Raw genomic sequence first — 18,300 nt, forward strand, 5'->3', positions numbered from 1 at the left:
GGGGCCGGTGGTCCCGCAAGCCTAGTCTTCCAGGGGATGGGGGCCCGTGACGAAGTCGATGAGCTCCTCGACACGTCCCAACAGGGAGGGTTCGAGGTCACCATAGCCGCGCACCGACCCCAGGATGCGGCGCCATGCCTCACCCGTCTCCATCCGCCACCCCAGGGCGTCCACGACCCCCTCCTTCCACGGGAGTCCACGCGGCACCCGCGGCCAGGCCCCGATCCCGACCGCGCCCGGCCGGACCGCCTGCCACACGTCCACATACGGGTGCCCGACCACCAGCACGTCCTCGCCGCGCACCCGCTCGGCGATACGACTCTCCTTGGACCCGGGCACCAGATGGTCCACCAGCACACCCAACCGGCGCCCCGGCCCGGGGGCGAACTCCGCCACCACCGCGGGCAGGTCGTCCACACCCTCCAGGAACTCCACGGCCACGCCCTCCACCCGCAGGTCGTGACCCCACACCTTCTCCACGAGCTCGGCGTCGTGCGCGCCCTCGACGTAGATACGGCTCTCCCGCGCGGTACGCGCCCGCGCGCCGGTCACCGCGATCGATCCCGAGGCGCTGCGCAGCGGGCCCTTCGGCTTCGCGGTGGGGCGCACCAGCGTCACCGGTCTCCCGTCCACCAGGAACGCGGCGGGTGCCAACTCGAACACCCGGCGACCACCGTCACGGTCCTCCAGGGTCACCGTGGCCTTGTCCCAGGCCACCACCGCCCCACAGAACGTCTCGTCGGCGTCCTCGACCACCAGGTCGTGGTCGAGTGGGATCTCGGGCACCGTGCCCTTCTTGGGGAGTCGCCGGTCTCCGGCCAGAACGTCGCGGCCGTAACGGCCGGTTCCATTGGTAACCACGGTGCCGCAGTGTACTGGTGACAGGCTCAGGAACCGCGTGGTCGGGTGGCGCACGTCGCCGATCCGTCGGGAAGAAGACGGCCTCGCTCCCGTGTTACTACCGGCGGGTACCCACACGCGTTTGCGGTCGGGCATAGAATTAGCACTGAGGACCACGGAGTGCCAGGAGGTGGCGAGTTGCTGGATGAGCGCAAGCTCGCGGTCCTGCGTGCCGTCGTCGAGGATTTCGTCAACACCAACGAGCCCGTCGGTTCCAGGTCGTTGGCCGACCGACACCCGCTCGGTGTCTCCCCGGCGACCATCCGCAACGACATGGTCGCGCTGGAGGAGGACGGGTACATAGCCCAGCCGCACACCAGCGCGGGGCGAGTGCCCACGGACAAGGGATACCGCCTGTTCGTGGACCGGCTCTCCTCGGTCAAGCCGCTCTCGGCCGCCGAACGCCGCGCCATCGAGTCCTTCCTCGGCGGTGCCGTGGACCTCGACGAGATCGTCGCCCGCACGGTGCGGTTGCTCGCGCAGCTCACCCGTCAGGTCGCGATCGTCCAATACCCGTCGCTGACCCGTTCGTCGGTGCAGCACGTGGAACTCGTACCCCTGGGCGGCCAACGCATCATGATGGTCGTCATCACCAACACCGGACGGGTCGAACAGCGCGTCATCGACGGTCTGGGCGTCGTCGACGAGAAGGTGGTCGACGATCTGCGCAACATGCTCAACCGCGCCATATCCGGGAAGCACCTCGGTGACGTACCGGACGCGGTGGACGACCTCCCCGCGCAGGTTGCCCCGGAGGACCGGCCCGTGGCGGTCGCCGTCCTCTCGGTCCTGCTGGAGAGCCTCGTCGAACGACACGAGGAGAAGATCGTACTGGCGGGAACCGCCAACCTCGCCGCGGTCGACTTCGCGGCGAGTCTGCGGGACGTGCTCGAAGCACTGGAAGAGAACATGGTCCTCATCCGTTTGTTGGGTGAGGCGAAGGACCCCTCGATGCTCACGGTGCGCATCGGCGCCGAGAACTTCCACGAGGGCCTTCGGTCCACCTCCATCGTGTCGGCCGACTACGGTGTGGGAAACCAGTCGCTGGCCAAGATCGGTGTGGTGGGACCCACCCGGATGGACTACCCGGGGACGATGGGCGCCGTCCGTGCGGTGGCTCGGTATGTCGGACAGATTTTGGCAGGACAGTAACTCAGTGGCCAGAGACTATTACCAGGTTCTCGGGGTGCGTCGCGACGCGTCCAAGGACGAGATCAAGAAGGCGTACAGGCGGCTCGCGCGCGAGCTGCATCCGGACGTCAACCCCGACCCGGCGACCCAGGATCGCTTCAAAGAGGTGACCCAGGCCTACGAGGTCCTCTCCGACGAGAACAAGCGTCGGATGTTCGACATGGGTCACGACCCCTTCGCCCCCGGTGGCGGAGGCGGTGGCGGCGCCGGCGGCTTCGGTGGCGCGGGCGGCTTCGCCTTCGACGACATAATGAACGCCTTCTTCGGCGGCGGCCAGCCCGGTGGGCGGGGCCCGCGCGAGCGGGTCCGGCGCGGACGCAGCATCAAGATCCGCATCGAGCTGGACCTGGTCGAGACCGCGTTCGGCGTCAGCAAGGAGATCACCTTCCCCACCGCCATCCTGTGCGACACCTGCCAGGGTGAGGGGACGGCGGCCGGTTCACAGCGAACCACCTGCGACATGTGCCATGGCCAGGGTGAGGTATCCCAGGTCACGCGCTCCTTCCTGGGCCAGGTCATGACCTCGCGCCCTTGCCCGCAGTGCTCGGGCCAGGGCTCGGTCATCACCAACCCCTGCGGCGACTGCGCCGGTGAGGGGCGGGTCCGCGAGAAGGTCACCCGCACAGTCAAGATCCCCGCCGGTGTCGACGACGGCACCCGCATCCAGCTCGCGGGAGAGGGCGAGGTCGGCCCCAACGGCGGACCGCGCGGCGACATCATCCTGGAGATCGTCCAGAAGTCGCACCCGACCTTCGAGCGTCACGGTGACGACCTGCACTGCACCATCGCCGTGCCGATGACCGCGGCCGCGCTGGGCGCCTCCTTCGCCTTCGACACCCTCGACGGCACAGAGAACATCGACCTGCGCCCGGGCACCAACTCCGGACACGTCATCACCCTTCCCGGCAAGGGCGTCAGCCACCTCGACGGTGGTGGACGGGGCGACCTGCGCATCCGGGTGGACGTGGAGACGCCGAGCAAGCTCGACGAGGAGCAGGAGGTCCTGCTGCGCAAGTTCGCCGAACTGCGCGGGGAGGACCAGAACCCGGGCCGGTTCAGCCCCGGCCACGGCGGGTTCTTCTCCAAGATCCGTGACGCCTTCGGCGCCGGCAAGTGACCCCACCGGTATTCCTGGTCGACACCGCGGCCCTGGCCGCCGACCGGATCCGGCTCGACGGGCCCGAGGGGCGGCACGCCGCCGCGGTCCGACGCGTCCGTGAGGGCGAGACCGTCGATCTCTCCGACGGTCTCGGCTCACGGGCGCGGTGTGAGGTGGTGGAGGTCCTCGGCAAGGAAGCCCTCCTGTGCCGGGTTCTCGAACGCCTCGACGAACCCGAGCCGCGTCCCCGTCTGACCGTGCTCCAGGCCCTGCCCAAACGGGACCGGGGGGAGCTCGCGGTGGAGACGATGACCGAGGTCGGGGTCGACACCATCGTCCCCTGGGCCGCGGAACGGTGTGTCACCCAGTGGAAGGGCGACCGGGGCGCCAAAGCCCTCGCCAAGTGGCGGGCCGTGGCCCGGGAGGCCAGCAAACAGGCCCGCAGGGCGCGCCTGCCCGAGGTCACCGAACCCGTCGACCGCAAGGGTGCGGCGGCGTTGCTGGCCGAGGCCGACCTGTCGGTGGTCCTGCACGAGGACGCGACCGAACGGTTGTCCCGACTGCCGCTGCCGGACTCCGTCACCGAGGTCGTACTGGTGGTGGGGCCCGAGGGCGGAGTGTCCGAAGCGGAGCTCGCCGCGTTCGACGAGGCGGGTGCCGTCCGGGCTCTGCTGGGCGATTCGGTCCTGCGCACCTCCACCGCGGGGGTGGCGGCCCTGTCATTGCTCCAGGCCCGAACCGGGCGCTGGTAGAACGAAACGAGGAGGATCCGCGCCGTAGGCGCGGGTCCTCCTCGTTTTCTCGGTGTCACACCACCGGAGTCCTCATGCCACCCGGGTCACTGGGCGCTGGGAAGCTCGTCCTCGGTACCGCCGCCGCCGTTGTTCCCGTTACCGGGGGTGCCGCCACCGGGGGACTCGTCGTCCTCGGGGTCGTCCTCCGGGGCGGTGCCGGGGTCCGTGCCGGGGCCGGTCGGTTCCTCGGTCGGCTCCTGTTCCGGGTCGCACTCGGGATCGGCCGAAGCCGCGTCCCGCTCCTCCTTGTCCCGCTCGGAGTCGGTCGCCGTGGGCGTGACCTCGTCCTTGGGCGGGCAGCTGGAGGTGGACTCCACGCCCTCCTCCTCCGTGTCCTCCTCGTCCTCCGGAGAGGGGGAGGCCTCGGAACCCTCCTCGGGCTTCTCGGTGGGGTGGCTGGTCCCGGTCGCGGAGTCGCTCGCGGTGGACGAAGCGGACGCGTCACCGCCCTGCTCCTCACCGGCGGCGGGAGGGGTGTCCTCGCGGTCCGCCCCGGCGGGCACGATCTCCATCACCTGGTCGCGCACTTGGGGGTTCGACATGATCACCGAACCGGCGATGAGTACGGCCCCCGCCACCGCGGCGACGGGGCGTAGCCAGGGAAGACCGAGCCAGAGCGCGCCACGGCGGCGTTCGGTGCGCTCACGGATCAGATTGAGTCCCTCGGCCGACGGTGTGAATTCGTCGGCCGAGGCGTGCAGGGCCTGCCGGAGTCGGTTCTCGAACTCCATCTCGTTCGGATCGTTGGGGCTGCTCATGAGGTCTGCTCCAGTGCAGAGCGGAGCGCGGAAACACCACGGGAGGTGTGGCTCTTGACCGCGCCTCGGCTGATGCCCATGGCATCGGCGATCTGTGCTTCGGACAGGTCACCGTAGTACCGGAGCACGATGGCCTCTCGCTGGCGGGTGGGAAGTTTACGCAGGGCGCGGATCACGGCCTCGCGTTCCAACAGGTTCATGGCCCCGTGCTCGGCGCTGGGGGCGTCAGGCAGGGCCTTGGGGGCGTGCTTCTCGACCACGGCGCGGTGACGCAGGACGGACCTGGCCTTGTTCACCACCGCTTGACGCAGGTAGGAGAGGGCCTTGTTGGGGTCTCGCAGCCGGCGCCAGGCTCCGTGCATGGCCACGAAGGCGTCCTGGACGACCTCCTCGGCGGTCGCGTGGTCCCGGACGAGAAGGGTGGCGAGTCGAACGAGTGGACGGTAGTGCTCTCGATAGAGCTCCGTCACGGCGTGGTCCGCGTCCCACTCGACCGAGAGCGGCGCCGTGCCGGCTCCGGCGACCATGGTTTCTGTCGTCACGTCTGTTCGACGCACACCCTTGTCGCGGGGTTTACGAAAGGGCATACCTCTTCTTTTCCAGGTAGTCGTGCGATCCCGTCCGAACGCGCCGGATCCGGCCGAAGGGCAGGTGGAATGGACACTTCGACGCGCACGGACGCCAAGCCTATCGTGCCGTATCCCACTCCCGTGGGGGGAGCCGGGATCGGTACGATCCCGGAAAGGTTGAGGGTTCATCTCTTCCTTGTGTCCCCTGCGACCTACGGGCCACTGCGGCATCATGGTCCACGGACGAACCGGGTACGGGCCCCGCCGCACGGCGAGGGTCCCATGATGGAAGGTGTGCGATGGCCGACCCCGACTGCCTTTTCTGCAAGATCGTCGAGGGGGAGGTGCCGGCGGAGATCGTCCGTGAGGGAGAGCGGACGGTGGCCTTCCGTGACATCAACCCCCAGGCACCAACCCACGTCCTGGTGATCCCGCGCGACCACCACCCCGACGCGGCCTCCGCGGCCGCCCACGACACCGGCCTGCTGGACGCCCTGGTCCAGGACGCCCACGAGGTCGCCGTGGCCGAGGGCATCGACGAGACCGGATACCGGCTCGTCTTCAACACCGGCGCGGGTGCCGGGCAGACCGTGTTCCACCTCCACGCGCACGTCCTGGGAGGTCGTGGCCTCAACTGGCCCCCCGGGTGAGTGGCCGGAAGTGACGGTGGGGCGCGAACAAACTCCTCGAATCCGCCGGATCCGCCTTGGTAGACTCGAACACAGGGCCCCACCGGCCACTTCGGGTGAACCGAACCCCCGTGGTGAGCCGGAACGGCGCCGTCGACCGCGGTGCCTGGCCCGGGACCCGGCCCCGACGAGGGGTCTGTGACCGAAGGGTAGGGACAGCGGCCGTAAGGCCACACCATGGCCGATTCAACTCACACGCACCCGGACGCCGGCAGTCAGGTCAAGGTCGTGGTGCCGGACGAACACACGATGATCAGCCTGCTCGGCTCGGGTGACGAACTGCTCCGAGCGCTGGAGCGGGCCTTCGACAGCGACATCCACGTTCGCGGCAACGAGTTCACGATCAAGGGAGACCCCGAGGAGACGGCCGTCGTGGTCCGCCTCGTGGAGGAGCTCATCGAACTCGCCAAGAGCGGCACGCACGTCACCCCGGACACCATCGAGCGCATGATCCACATGCTGGGCGCCCCGGGCGACGAACGCCCCGCGGACGTGCTCACCACCAACATCCTGTCCAACCGGGGCAAGACCATCCGCCCGAAGACGCTGAACCAGAAGCGCTACGTCGACATCATCGACCAGCGCACCGTGGTCTTCGGCATCGGCCCGGCGGGTACCGGCAAGACGTACCTGGCGATGGCCAAGGCGGTCAAGGCCCTGCAGGACAAGGAGGTCAACCGGATCATCCTCACCCGCCCCGCGGTCGAGGCCGGTGAACGCCTGGGCTTCCTGCCCGGCACCCTCTACGACAAGATCGACCCCTACCTGCGTCCGCTCTACGACGCCCTGCACGACATGCTCGACCCGGACTCCATCCCCAAGCTGATGGCCGCCGGCACCATCGAGGTCGCCCCCCTGGCGTACATGCGTGGCCGGACCCTCAATGACTCCTTCATCATCCTGGACGAGGCGCAGAACACCTCGCCGGAGCAGATGAAGATGTTCCTCACGCGTTTGGGCTTCGGGTCCAAGATCGTGGTCACCGGTGACGTCACCCAGGTGGACCTGCCCGGTGGACAGACCAGCGGGCTGCGCACCATCGAGAACATCCTGCGTGATATCGACGACATCGCCTTCTGCCGGCTGACCAGTGAGGACGTCGTCAGGCACAAGCTCGTGGGGCAGATCGTCGACGCCTACGGCCGCTACGACGCCGCTCAGAGCGGGCGCGGCGGCGACGCGGGTGGGTCGCGGCCCCGTCGCGGGCGCCGACCCGCGGGCGACACCCGGGGAGAGGACGTCTCCGGGGACGGCCCGGAGCGGGCAGACTGAGGAAGAGTACGTAGTGACACCGGCCGGTGGGTCCGCCGAACGCGCGGGCCCACCGCTGTCGGATACGGCGTTGTCGCGAGAACGCCCGGCGGGTCGCCCCGCCGACCACCACCGATCAAGTGAGGCACCCGCATTCGATGAGTATCGACGTCGCCAACGAGTCCGGCGTCTCCGGCATGGACGAGGAGAGGCTCTCCCGCCTCGCCCGGCACGTGCTCGACGCCATGCGCGTCCACCCGCTGGCCGAACTCTCCGTCGTGCTGGTGGACGAAGGGCCGATGACCGACCTGCACGTGCGCTGGATGGACGAGCCCGGACCCACGGACGTGCTCTCCTTCCCCATGGACGAACTGCGTCCCGGTGGCCCCGGCCGCACCAGCGACCCCGGCGTGCTCGGTGACGTGATCATCTGCCCGCAGGTCGCCGAACGCCAGGGTGAGGAGGCCGGACACGGCACCGAGGCCGAGATCGACCTGCTGTGCACCCACGGCATCCTGCACCTGCTCGGTTACGACCACGCCGAGCCCGACGAACACAAGGAGATGTTCGGGCTCCAGGGTGAGATCCTGGCCTCCTGGCGCGAGCGTGAGGCCGCGCGGAAGGAAGAGCTCGAAGGGGACGAGACCGCACGATGAGCGCGCTTTGGCCCGATCTGGCACCGGTGAGCACCGGGGAACCCTGGGAATGGGCGCTGGCCCTGGTCGTCGCGCTGGTGCTGACAGCGCTGGCCGGACTTCTCGTGGCCGCCGAGGTCGCCGTCACCCGCGTGGTGGCGGTCGGTATGGAGGCGACCTACGGCGAGCGGGCGGTCAAGGCGAGTCCCGCCTGGGAACGGGTGGCCGCGGACCCCACCGCGCACCTCAACATGCTGCTGTTCCTGCGTGTGGTGTGCGAGGTGTGCGCCGTCCTGGCCGCCGGGATCGGCATGGTGTTCCTGCTGGGCATCGGCTGGCCCGCGATCATTCTGACCGCCGTCGTGATGATCGTGGTGGAGTGCGTCCTGATCGCCGTCACCCCGCGTATCCTCGGCCGGCAGTTCGCCGGACCCGTCGCCAGGTTCAGTGCCGCGATCATCCACCCGGTACAGGTCGTGCTGGGTCCCCTGGCCCGGCTGCTGGTGGGGGCGGGCCGGGCGCTCACCCCGCGCGGCAAGGGCGACCGAGAGGGACCCTTCAGTACCGAGACCGAACTGCGGCAGTTGGTGGACCTGGCCGAACGGGGTGAGGTCATCGACGCCGAGGAACGGCAGATGATCCACTCCGTGTTCAAGCTCGACGACACCTCCGTGCGCGAGGTGATGGTGCCCCGGCCCGACATCGTCTTCACCGCGCGCGAGGCCGACGCCGACGCGGTGCTCACCCTCGCCTTGGGCAGTGGCTACTCGCGCATCCCGGTCACGGGTGAGGACGAGGACGACGTCGTCGGCATCGTCTACCTCAAGGACCTGGTGGAGCGGCTGCGCGACCGTTGGGCGGCCGCCGCGGGCGGTGCCGACGACGTTCCGCTGACCGCGGGCGACGTGATGCGTCAGGCCACCTACGTCCCCGACACCAAGCCGATCGACGAGTTGCTGCGCGAGATGCAGAAGCAGCGCAACCACGTGGCCGTGGCCATCGACGAGTACGGCGGGACCGCCGGGCTGGTCACCATCGAGGACATCGTGGAGGAGATCGTCGGGGAGATCACCGACGAGTACGACCACGAGATCCCGCCGGTGGAGCGTCTGGACGAATCCCGGGTTCGGGTGACCGCCCGTCTTCCGCTGGGCGAGCTCGCCGAACTCTTCCCCGAACTCGACCTTGAGGTGTCGGACGTGGAGACCGTGGGCGGACTCGTCGCGTTCGTGCTGGGCCGGGTCCCCGCCGGAGGGGCCCAGGCCGAATACGCTGGACTCAGGCTCACGCTGGAGGGCAAGAGCAGCCGCCGCAACCGGATGACGACCGTCCTGGTGGAACGGCTGCCGGAGGAGGACTCCGGCCCCGAGGCGGGCAAGGAAGAGAACGTAAGGAGCATGGACCAGTGACGGACACGACGGGGCTCGACCCCGAGGACACCAAGCTCATCACGCTCGCGCGCGCCTCCCGGGCACGCAACGCGACCGCCGAGGGCGCCGCGGTGCGCGATGAGACCGGCCGAACGTACGTGGCCACGACGGTGTCGTTGAGCTCGTTGCGCCTGTCCGCGCTCCAGGCCGCCGTGGCCGCGGCGGTCTCCAGCGAGGCCTCCGCCCTGGAGGCCGCGGTGGTCGTCACCGAGGCCAAGGAGCTGACCGAGGACGACCGCGCTGTGGCGGACGACCTGAAGACCCAGGTGTTGGTGATCGCCGCCCCTGACGGGGTGCCCGCGAGCATCACCCGGCGCTGAGAAGGACCCATGAACGATCTCGACCTCGAGAAGCTCCGTGTTCCGCTCGAACTCCCCACCTATCCGGAGGGTTTCCGCAGCGGTTTCGCGTGCTTCGTGGGCCGACCCAACGTCGGCAAGTCCACCCTGATGAACGCGCTGGTCGGGCAGAAGGTGGCGATCACCAGCAATCGTCCCCAGACCACGCGGCGGACGGTGCGCGGGATCGTGCACCGCCCCGAAGCGCAGCTGATCATCGTGGACACCCCCGGACTGCACAAACCCCGCACCCTGTTGGGGGAGCGGTTGGACTCCCTGGTGCGGTCCACGCTGGTCGAGGTGGACGTGATCGTGTTCTGCCTGCCGGCCAACGAACCGATCGGCCGCGGCGACACCTACATCGCCAAGGAACTGGCCGCCCAGCGAAACACCCCCGTGGTGGCGATGGTGACCAAGGCCGACCTGGTCGACAAGAGCGCGCTCGGCGAACACCTGATGGCCGTGAACGAGCTGGGCGACTGGGCCGACATCGTGCCGGTGTCCGGACAGAGTGGTTTCCAGCTTGATACCGCCGCCGAGGTGCTCTGCTCGCACTTGCCGGAGGGGCCGCCGCTGTACCCCGATGGCGACCTCACCGACGAGCCCGACGAGATGCTCGTGGCCGAGCTGGTGCGCGAGGCGGCCCTGGAGGGTGTGCGCGACGAGCTGCCGCACTCCATCGCGGTGGTGGTGGACGAGATGTTCGAGCGTGAGAACACCAAGCCCGGCAAGGAACTGGTGGACATCTACGCGTCCTTGTACGTGGAGCGCTCCAGCCAGAAGGCGATCGTGATCGGCTCCAAGGGTTCGCGGCTGCGGGACGTGGGTTCGCGGGCCCGTAAGCAGATCGAGGGTCTGCTGGGGCAGCGGGTCTTCCTGGATCTGCGGGTGCGTGTGGCCAAGGACTGGCAGCGTGACCCCAAGCAGCTGCGCAAGCTGGGATTCGACCAACAGACTTAGTCATTTTGGGTCTCCGCCGGCACTTGTGAGCATGACGAGGGGCCCTGACCGAAAACGGTCAGGGCCCCTCGTCATGGGTGCCTCAGGACTGGTTGTTGAGGTCGGTGGCCAGGAGCGTGGCCGCGCTTCGCACGATGGGTGCGGCCCGGTCGACGAACTTCCAGCTCACGCGGGCCTCCGGTCCGGAGATGGAGACGGCCATGCCCGAGGGGGCGTCCTTGACGGGGACGGCCACGCAGCGCACGCCGATCTCCTGTTCGCCGTCGTCGATGGCGTAGCCGGCCTCCCGGATGCGGTGGAGTTCGGTGAGGAAGGCGTCCGGGTCGGTGATGGTGCGTTCGGTGGCGGCGGGCATGCCGGTGCGCCGTACGGTGGCCAGCGCCTCCTCGTCGCTCAGCTGGGACAGCAGGGCCTTGCCCACCCCCGCCGAGTGCGGCAGGACGCGCCGGCCCACCTCGGTGAACATGCGCATCGCGTGCGGCGAGGGGACCTGCGCCACGTAGATGACCTTGTCGCCGTCGAGCATGGCGAGGTTGGCGGTCTCCCCGAGGTCATCGACGAGCTGGGCGAGGTGGGGTCGGGCCCACGTGCCGAGCATCTGGGCGGCCTTGTCGCCGAGCCCGATCAGGCGCGGGCCCAGGGCGTATCGGCGGGACGGGAGTTGGCGGACGTAGCCGTTGCCGACCAACGTGCGGATGATGCGGTGGATGGTGGGCAGGGGGAGCCCGGAGGAGTCGGCGAGTTGACTCAGTGAGGCCTCGCCACCCGCCTCGGCCATGATCTCCAACAGGGAGAAGGCACGGTCGAGGGACTGTACGCCACCGGGGCGACGGGCCGTCTCCGCGGCGGGGCGGGGTTGGTCCATAGGGGGGGTCTGTGAGGCTGACAAGGGTCGTGCTCCCATGCTGAGGGCCGCTACGGTCACGCTCTCATTCTGCAATACGAAAGGTGTCTTTCGCTCTCGGTCACGCGGGGAAGCTCTCGGCGACGGATTTTCGCCGCCCGAGAGCTCTTGTTCTTCCGAATTGCAAAAGTTAGTATCCGCATGTAGAAAACTTGACCGGTCTTCGAGTGGAGACCGGTGACGCAGACGGAGGAGGACACCCCACGTGGCGAGTGACACCCCACCCGGCCTGAGCGGCCTGGCCACCGAACTCGACTCCCGGCTCGCCGAGGCCGACGCCCGCCTGGACCGTGAGTACCCGGGCGATCAGGGCGGCCGCCAGCCGATCCACAGCGTCTACGTCCCCGCCGACAAGGTCGGGGCCGCTCTCGCCGCCGACTGGGGCGCCAAGGCCCTGGCCGCGCTCGACGAGTTCGCCCCCAAGGCCGCCGACCTGGCCGCGGCCACCGGCATCGGTGAGGCCGCCGTCGCCGACGCCCTGCCCCTGGTCCGCGGCAAACTCGCCCGTGAACCCATCGAGGACCTGCGCGCCGACTTCGAGGACGGCTACGGCAGCCCCGGCGACGAGGCCGAGGACCGGGACGTGCTCAAGGTGGCCCGCGCCTTCGCGTCGGACCTGGCGAAGGGGGAGGCCACGCCCTACTTCGGCATCCGCATGAAGGGAATGGAGGCCGCCGGCCGACACCGCGGGGTGCGCACCCTGGGCATGTTCCTGGGCACCCTCCTAGAGGAACACGGATCCCTGCCCGACAACCTCGTGCTCACCCTGCCCAAGATCACCTCGATGGAGCAGGTCGAGGCCATGGTCTGGCTGAGCGAACGCCTGGAGAGGAACCTGGACCTGGCACAGGGGCGGATTCGCTTCGAACTGCAGATCGAGACCCCCCAATCGATCCTGCTGCCCGACGGCACCGTCGCGGTCTCCCGGATGATCCAGGCCGGACAGGGCCGCGTCACCGCCCTGCACTACGGCACCTACGACTACAGCGCGGCCTGCGGGATCACCGCCGCGCACCAGAGCCTGGCCCACCCCGCGGCCGACCACGCCAAGTCCGTCATGCAGGTGGCCGCCGCCGGCACCGGCGTGTGGCTCTCCGACGGCGGCAGCAACATCATGCCCGCCGGCACCCCCGAGGAGGTCCACTCCGCGTGGCGTCTGCACGCCGGGCTGGTGCGGCGCTCCCTGGAGCGCGGCTTCTACCAGGGCTGGGACCTGCACCCCAACCAGCTGCCCATCCGCTACCTGGCCACCTACGCGTTCTACCGCGAGGCCTTCGCCCCCGCGGCGGCGCGCTTGCAGGCCTACCTCGGCCACGCCGCCGGTAACGTCGTGGACGAACCGGCCACCGCCCAGGCGCTGGCCTCCGTCCTGGCCCGCGGCCTGCGGTGCGGTGCCCTGGAGGAGCCCGAGGTCGTCGACGCCTGCGGTACCGACGCCGCCGGCATCGAGGCCCTCGCCACCCGCCGGGTCGGACAGGAGCAGGGATGAGCGAACACGAACTCGTGGTGCGGGCCGACCGCGCCCTCACCCCCGAAGGGGAGCGCCCCGTCACCGTGGTGGTGGACGGTGGGCGCATCACCGACGTCCTCCCCGGGACCGACCACGCCGTCGGCGCCCGCCGTGAGCTGCGGCCGGCCGAAGACGAGGTCCTGCTGCCCGGACTGGTCGACAGTCACGTGCACGTCAACGAGCCCGGGCGTACCGAGTGGGAGGGGTTCGCCAGCGCGACCCGCGCCGCCGCCCTGGGCGGGGTGACCACCATCGTGGACATGCCGCTCAACAGCGTGCCGCCCACGACCACCACCGCCGGCCTCAAGGCGAAGAAGGCGGCGGCGGAGGGCAAGCTCGCCGTCGACGTGGGGTTCTGGGGCGGTGCCGTTCCCGAGAACACCGGACCCGACACCACCGGCGCCCTGGCCGACCTGTGGGCGGAGGGGGTGTTCGGGTTCAAATCGTTCCTGTCGCCCTCCGGAGTGGACGAGTTCGGGCACCTGGACCCCGAACACCTGGACACGGCGGCCGCCGCCATCCACGCCTTCGGCGGTCGGCTGATCGTGCACGCCGAGGACCCCACGGTGCTGGACTCGGCGCCCGCCGCGTCCGGGCGCGAGTACGCGGACTTCCTGGCCTCGCGTCCCGACGAGGCCGAGCACGCCGCGATCGCCCGGGTCATCGACACCGCCCGCCGTACCGGGGTGCGGGCGCACGTGCTGCACCTGTCCAGCGCCTCCGCGTTGCCGCTGATCGCCCAGGCCAAGGGGGAGGGCGTGCCGCTCACGGTGGAGAGCTGCCCGCACTACCTGACCCTGGTCGCCGAGGAGATCCCGGCGGGGGACACCAGCTACAAGTGCTGCCCGCCGATCCGGGACTCCGCGAACCGGGACCTGCTCTGGCGGGCGCTGCGGGACGGGTTGATCGACTGTGTCGTCAGCGACCACTCGCCCAGCACACCGGATCTGAAGGAGCTGGAGACCGGCGACTTCGGTACCGCCTGGGGCGGTGTCTCGGGACTCCAACTGGGTCTGTCGGCGATGTGGACCGAGGCGGCCGGCCGCGGGGTTCCGCTGGCCGAGGTCGTGCGGTGGATGTCGGAGGGGCCGGCCCGGGTCGCCGGGGTTCGGGGCAGGGGCGCCATCGAGGTGGGCGCCCAGGCGGACCTGGCCGTGTTCGCCCCGCAGGAGTCCTTCCGGGTGTCCGTGGGCGAGCTGGCCCACCGCAACCCGGTCAGCGCCTACGACGGCGCCGAACTCAAGGGCCGCGTGCGTCGCACGTTGCTGCGCGGCGTCGAGGTCACCGCGGACAGCGTGAACGGGCGGATGATCACCCGGTAGGCGTGTTCGGGTCGCAAGACCGTCCTCGGACGTAGGGAGGGCCCCACCGAAACGAACGGTGGGGCCCTCCCCTCATCGATTCATCGATGGACCGAGTGGTCAGGAGCCGGTGGCCTTCCAGCGGGACTCCAGGTCGGCCACACCGGTCTCGGTGAGGGTGCCGAAGACGTGCAGGCGGGCCATGCCGCCGTCCGGGAACGCGTCGACGCGCACGTGGGTCACGGTCACCGGGGCGTCCAGGACGAAGCGGTGCGGACTGTCGGGTTCCAGGCGGGTTCGGCCGACGATCTCGAACCAGGCGTCCGGGTCGGTGCCGCGGGCGTCACGGCCCTTGATGGTGATCCACCCGGCCGCGTTGCCCTTGAGGTAGGCGGTGTCCACCTCCAGGGCGCGCACGGTGGCCTGGGCGGTCAGCCGGAAGCGCACCCAGTCGTTGCCGGTGTCGCGGCGGCGCCTGTTCTCCCAGCCGTCGTCCATCTTGTGCGAACGCCCCGGGGCGATGATGTTCTCCGGCGGCGAGTAGAACCGGTCCGAGGCGTCCTCGACGGTACCGCCGTTGAGCAGCGCGGCCACGTCGAAGGCGCCCTGCGCGGCCAGCCAGGCGGGGTCGGCGACGGGTTCGCCGTACACGCGCAGGCGGGCCACGCCGCCGTCGGGGAACTGTTTGAGGCGCAGGTGGGTCCAGCGGCGGGTCGAGGTGACCTCGAAGCCGTTGGCGGCGTGCCCGTACACGGGGGTGCGGGGCACCAGCTCGGTCCAGTCGGCGGCGAGCAGCTCTTCGGTGGTGGGTGTGCCCTCCACCTGGGCGGCCTCCACACCGATCTCGGTGGGGTGGTTGCCTCGGAAGTGCGCGGTGTCGACGTTCAGGGCGCTGATCACGCCGGGCAGCGCCAGGCGGACGAGTGCCCAGTCGTGGTCATCGGCGGTGGGGTGGGGCCGTTCGGCGCTGACGCCGCGGCGGCGCCGGGTCTCCCAGCCGTCCATGACCTTGCCCTTGTGCCCGAAGGCGTGCGGGTCGAACAAGGCGGGTTCGGGCTTGAGGAGGTTCTCGCGCTGGGCGAAGAACTCGTCGTTGGCCGCGAGCACGCCGCCGCCCAGACGTCGGTCGGCGAGGTCGACCAGGCCGGAGAAGTCGAGCTCGGTCTTCTTGTAGTCGGCGTAGGGGTCACCTCCGCCGTAGGGCCGGGCGTTGTAGTCACGAGGATCGAAGGGCTGGGCCCCGCTCATGGTTCTCCTGTCACGTCGGTGGGTGGGGACGTATCCAGGTTGGCAGGGGAGACCGATAACTTCCAGCGAAACTTTTTGATCTATACGTTCACTTGTACTGAACGGTTGTGCTGTGCAGTTCTTCGGCGACCCGTGTAAGGGAGCGCAGGGCCGCGTCGATCTGGGGGCGTCGGCCCGAACCCGCGCGAACCGCCCACACCACGTGCCGGCGGGGTCGGTCCGACCGTGGGGTCCGCAGCACCACCCCGGGCGCGTCGTCGGCCGCGGCCAGTCGTGGGACGAGGGCCACCCCCAGTCCGGCCGCCACCATGTCGAGGATGGCCCGCCAGTCCGAGGCCACGTGCCCCTGCTCGGGTACGAAGCCGGCCTGGGCGCAGGCGGCCACCGTGATGTCGCGCCAGGGGCCGGACGCGCCGTAGATCCACGGTTCGTCGGACAGGTCGCGCAGGTGCGGCGCGGGGGCGTCGGCCAGCCGGTGCCCGGCGGGCAGCGCCACGTCCAGGGGGTCGGTCAGCAACTCGCCTCGTTCGTAGCGTCCGTCCTGGTCACCGGGGGCGTGAGCGGCCAGGGACAGACCGATGTCGACTTCCCCGGCGGAGAGCAGTTCGTACACCTCGGCGGCTTCGGCCTGGTGCACCCGTGTGCGAAGGTGCGGATGGGTGCGGCGCAGGGCGCTCAACGCCGGCACCACCAGGGTCGGGATGGCGGTGGCGAACGCGCCCACGCGCACCCGGCCGGCCTCGCCCCGGACGAATCCGTCCAGTTCGGCCTCGGCCCGCTCCAATTGGGCCAGCACCACGTCGGCGTGGCGCAGTAGCACGTGTGCCGCGTCGGTCAGTCGGACGCGGCGCCCGTGCGCCTCCAGCAGCGCCACCCCCACCTGTCGGGACAGCGATGACAGCTGTTGGGAGACGGCGGAGGGTGTCATGGACAGCGCCTCGGCGGTCTCCCGGACGGTTCCGCGTTCGTGGAGGGTGCGGAGTACACGAAGCTTGCGCAGGTCCCAGTCGGTCACCTTCACAGGCATACCATTCACCTTCGCTGAACGGAATCGGATCCGTGGAACGAGAGAGGGGCGGGCGCACGATCCCGTGCGCCCGCCCCGGAGGGTCGTCGATCAGACCGGGTCGGTCGTGCCGTCGCGGTAGGCGTGCCCGGCGTGGTCGGAGTACTTGGCCTCGCCCGGACCGGCGCTGCCGATGTCCTCCCGGTCGATGTCGGAGGGCGGGCCGGAGGCCGGTCGTCCGATCACGTTGAAGCAGATGTTCAACAGGATCGACACGATCGCCGCCCCGATGATGCCCGAGTGCGCGATCATCTCGACGGCCTCGGGGAGGAAGGAGTAGAAGGTCGGGTAGGCCAGGGGGATGATGGCGACACCGATGGAGGTGGCCACCAGGATCAGGTTGAGGTTGTTGGTGAAGTCGACCTTGGTCAGGGTCTTGATGCCGCTGGAGGCCACGGTGCCGAACAGGACCAGGCCCGCCCCTCCCAGGACCGGGGTCGGCAGGGCCGCCATGACCCCGCCCAGGATCGGGAACATGCCCAGCAGCAGCAGGATGCCGGCGCCGGTGGCCACCACGTAACGGCTGCGGATGCCGGTCAGGGCCAGCAACCCGATGTTCTGCGCGAAGGAGCTGGTGGGGGTGGTGTTGAAGATCGGTCCGATGATGGAGCCGCTCACGTCGGCGCGCAGACCGGCGGAGATGCGCTTGGCGTCGACCTTGGAACCGGTGATCTCGCCGACCGCGATGATGTGCGAGGCGCCCTCGGTGAGCACCACCAGCATGATCACGCACATCGTGGCGATCGCGGCGACCTCGAACTCGGGGGCGCCGAAGTAGAACACCGAGGTCGGGTTGAACACGATGTCCGCCTCGCCCACGCGGCTGAAGTCGGCCATGCCGAAGGGGATGGCGATGAGGGTGCCGACGACCAGGCCGAAGAGGATGGACAGACGTCCCCAGATGCCGGGGAACACGCGGGAACCGATCAGGATGACCGCGAGGGTCACCCCGGCCAGGGCGAGGTTGGCCATGGGGGCGGCCGGAACCGTGGAGCCGTCGTCGAGGACCGTGGTGGTGTCGTCCATGATCCAGCCGGCGGCCACCGGCATGAGGCTGATGCCGATGACGGTGATGATCGTGCCGGTCACGATCGGGGGGAAGAAGCGGATGAGCTGGCCGAAGAAGGGCGTCAGCAGCAGCGCGAACACGCCGGCGGCCATGGACGCGCCGAGGGCGACGGGCATGTTCTCCCCGTCCTGCCCGGCGGCCAGGGTGGCGATGGCGCTGACGGGGACGAACGAACAGGCCACCACGATCGGCATCTGCGCGCCGACCTTCCGGTGCCCGACGGTTTGCAGGAGCGTGGCGATACCCGCCATCAGGAGCGCGCCGCTGACGAGGATTCCCATGGCCGCGGGGTCGTTCGCGAGTCCAGCGGCGCTGCCGATGACGAGGGCCGGTGCCACCGCACCGGCGTACATGGTGAGGATGTGCTGGAGCCCGTAGACGAGGAGGAGCCGGACGGGCAGCTTCTCGTCCTCCGGACGATCGGGGGTCGTGGCGTTCGTTGTGGCCGAGTCCTTCGCGGACGGACTGTTCGACATGGCCAGTTTCCAGCCTTTGCGATCGGCGGTCGTGGAAGACCTGATTGCGGATGCGGGGGATCCGTGGTGTCGCTACGGCCCGGCGGACCGATTTCGGGTACGCCTGAGGCCG

The 18,300-nt window shown here is 69.8% G+C and carries 18 protein-coding genes; 11 read left to right on the top strand and 7 right to left on the bottom strand.

Going from position 1 to position 18,300, the window contains the following annotated elements:
- Positions 1-21 precede the first annotated feature (21 nt).
- Entirely contained in the window at positions 22-861 is an 840-nt protein-coding gene (locus ACWGSK_RS12815) for a DUF3097 domain-containing protein (protein ID WP_452455886.1), read from the bottom strand.
- Between the two features lie 177 nt (positions 862-1,038).
- On the opposite strand from ACWGSK_RS12815, the gene hrcA reads away from it, so the two are divergent.
- The 3 genes from hrcA to ACWGSK_RS12830 are packed head-to-tail and all read left to right on the top strand — an operon-like array spanning position 1,039 to position 3,942.
- Complete coding sequence (gene hrcA / locus ACWGSK_RS12820; protein ID WP_067605768.1) at positions 1,039-2,052, top strand: heat-inducible transcriptional repressor HrcA; 1,014 nt, start codon at positions 1,039-1,041, stop codon at positions 2,050-2,052.
- Between the two features lie 4 nt (positions 2,053-2,056).
- Positions 2,057-3,208 carry a molecular chaperone DnaJ gene (gene dnaJ, locus ACWGSK_RS12825; protein ID WP_358512026.1) on the top strand — a complete coding sequence of 384 codons (1,152 nt, stop codon included), beginning with the start codon at positions 2,057-2,059 and terminating at the stop codon, positions 3,206-3,208.
- Positions 3,205-3,942: a 16S rRNA (uracil(1498)-N(3))-methyltransferase gene (locus ACWGSK_RS12830; RefSeq protein ID WP_452455887.1), complete on the top strand. Its 738-nt coding sequence runs from the start codon at positions 3,205-3,207 to the stop codon at positions 3,940-3,942. The genes dnaJ and ACWGSK_RS12830 overlap by 4 nt, the downstream gene beginning before the upstream one ends.
- A gap of 86 nt (positions 3,943-4,028) precedes the next feature.
- Here ACWGSK_RS12830 and ACWGSK_RS12835 read toward each other — a convergent pair whose 3' ends face one another.
- On the bottom strand, positions 4,029-4,742 hold the full coding sequence (locus tag ACWGSK_RS12835; protein ID WP_358512020.1) for a hypothetical protein: 714 nt from the start codon (positions 4,740-4,742) through the stop codon (positions 4,029-4,031).
- A complete protein-coding gene (locus ACWGSK_RS12840; RefSeq protein WP_358512126.1) occupies positions 4,739-5,269 on the bottom strand; it encodes a SigE family RNA polymerase sigma factor in 531 nt (176 codons plus the stop codon). The genes ACWGSK_RS12835 and ACWGSK_RS12840 overlap by 4 nt, the downstream gene beginning before the upstream one ends.
- Positions 5,270-5,610: 341 nt before the next feature.
- Between ACWGSK_RS12840 and ACWGSK_RS12845 the strand changes: the two genes are divergently transcribed.
- The 6 genes from ACWGSK_RS12845 (at position 5,611) to era (ending at position 10,614) form a co-directional block, all read left to right on the top strand.
- On the top strand, positions 5,611-5,961 hold the full coding sequence (locus ACWGSK_RS12845; protein WP_358512017.1) for a histidine triad nucleotide-binding protein: 351 nt from the start codon (positions 5,611-5,613) through the stop codon (positions 5,959-5,961).
- A 216-nt stretch (positions 5,962-6,177) separates the two neighbouring features.
- Entirely contained in the window at positions 6,178-7,272 is a 1,095-nt protein-coding gene (locus tag ACWGSK_RS12850) for a PhoH family protein (RefSeq protein ID WP_358512014.1), read from the top strand.
- A 137-nt stretch (positions 7,273-7,409) separates the two neighbouring features.
- The gene (ybeY, locus tag ACWGSK_RS12855; RefSeq protein ID WP_304077739.1) at positions 7,410-7,907 is read left to right on the top strand and encodes an rRNA maturation RNase YbeY; all 498 of its coding nucleotides are present in this window, start codon (positions 7,410-7,412) and stop codon (positions 7,905-7,907) included.
- Complete coding sequence (locus ACWGSK_RS12860) at positions 7,904-9,295, top strand: hemolysin family protein (protein ID WP_358512010.1); 1,392 nt, start codon at positions 7,904-7,906, stop codon at positions 9,293-9,295. Before ybeY ends, ACWGSK_RS12860 begins: the two co-directional genes overlap by 4 nt.
- Positions 9,292-9,636 (top strand): cytidine deaminase, encoded by a 345-nt coding sequence (locus ACWGSK_RS12865; RefSeq protein WP_358512008.1) that lies wholly within the window; start codon positions 9,292-9,294, stop codon positions 9,634-9,636. The genes ACWGSK_RS12860 and ACWGSK_RS12865 overlap by 4 nt, the downstream gene beginning before the upstream one ends.
- A 9-nt stretch (positions 9,637-9,645) precedes the next feature.
- On the top strand, positions 9,646-10,614 hold the full coding sequence (gene era, locus ACWGSK_RS12870; protein ID WP_452455888.1) for a GTPase Era: 969 nt from the start codon (positions 9,646-9,648) through the stop codon (positions 10,612-10,614).
- Between the two features lie 82 nt (positions 10,615-10,696).
- On the opposite strand, the gene ACWGSK_RS12875 is transcribed toward era, so the two are convergent.
- Positions 10,697-11,479, bottom strand: coding sequence for an IclR family transcriptional regulator (locus ACWGSK_RS12875; RefSeq protein WP_358512002.1), 783 nt, complete (start codon positions 11,477-11,479; stop codon positions 10,697-10,699).
- Between the two features lie 244 nt (positions 11,480-11,723).
- Here ACWGSK_RS12875 and ACWGSK_RS12880 point away from each other — a divergent pair, with 244 nt between their 5' ends.
- Positions 11,724-13,007 carry a DUF6986 family protein gene (locus tag ACWGSK_RS12880; protein ID WP_452455889.1) on the top strand — a complete coding sequence of 428 codons (1,284 nt, stop codon included), beginning with the start codon at positions 11,724-11,726 and terminating at the stop codon, positions 13,005-13,007.
- A complete protein-coding gene (gene allB, locus ACWGSK_RS12885) occupies positions 13,004-14,350 on the top strand; it encodes an allantoinase AllB (RefSeq protein ID WP_452455890.1) in 1,347 nt (448 codons plus the stop codon). The genes ACWGSK_RS12880 and allB overlap by 4 nt, the downstream gene beginning before the upstream one ends.
- 99 nt (positions 14,351-14,449) lie before the next feature.
- On the opposite strand, the gene alc is transcribed toward allB, so the two are convergent.
- The 3 genes from alc to ACWGSK_RS12900 all read right to left on the bottom strand — a co-directional run bounded on the left by alc (position 14,450) and on the right by ACWGSK_RS12900 (position 18,188).
- Positions 14,450-15,577, bottom strand: a complete 1,128-nt coding sequence (alc, locus tag ACWGSK_RS12890) for an allantoicase (RefSeq protein ID WP_358511993.1) — start codon at positions 15,575-15,577, stop codon at positions 14,450-14,452.
- Positions 15,578-15,665: 88 nt separating this feature from the next.
- Positions 15,666-16,604, bottom strand: a complete 939-nt coding sequence (locus ACWGSK_RS12895) for a LysR family transcriptional regulator (RefSeq protein ID WP_358511990.1) — start codon at positions 16,602-16,604, stop codon at positions 15,666-15,668.
- 90 nt (positions 16,605-16,694) lie between these two features.
- Positions 16,695-18,188: a nucleobase:cation symporter-2 family protein gene (locus tag ACWGSK_RS12900; RefSeq protein ID WP_358511987.1), complete on the bottom strand. Its 1,494-nt coding sequence runs from the start codon at positions 18,186-18,188 to the stop codon at positions 16,695-16,697.
- Between the last annotated feature and the right edge of the window lie 112 nt (positions 18,189-18,300).

This window comes from Nocardiopsis sp. NPDC055551 (genome assembly GCF_053619415.1).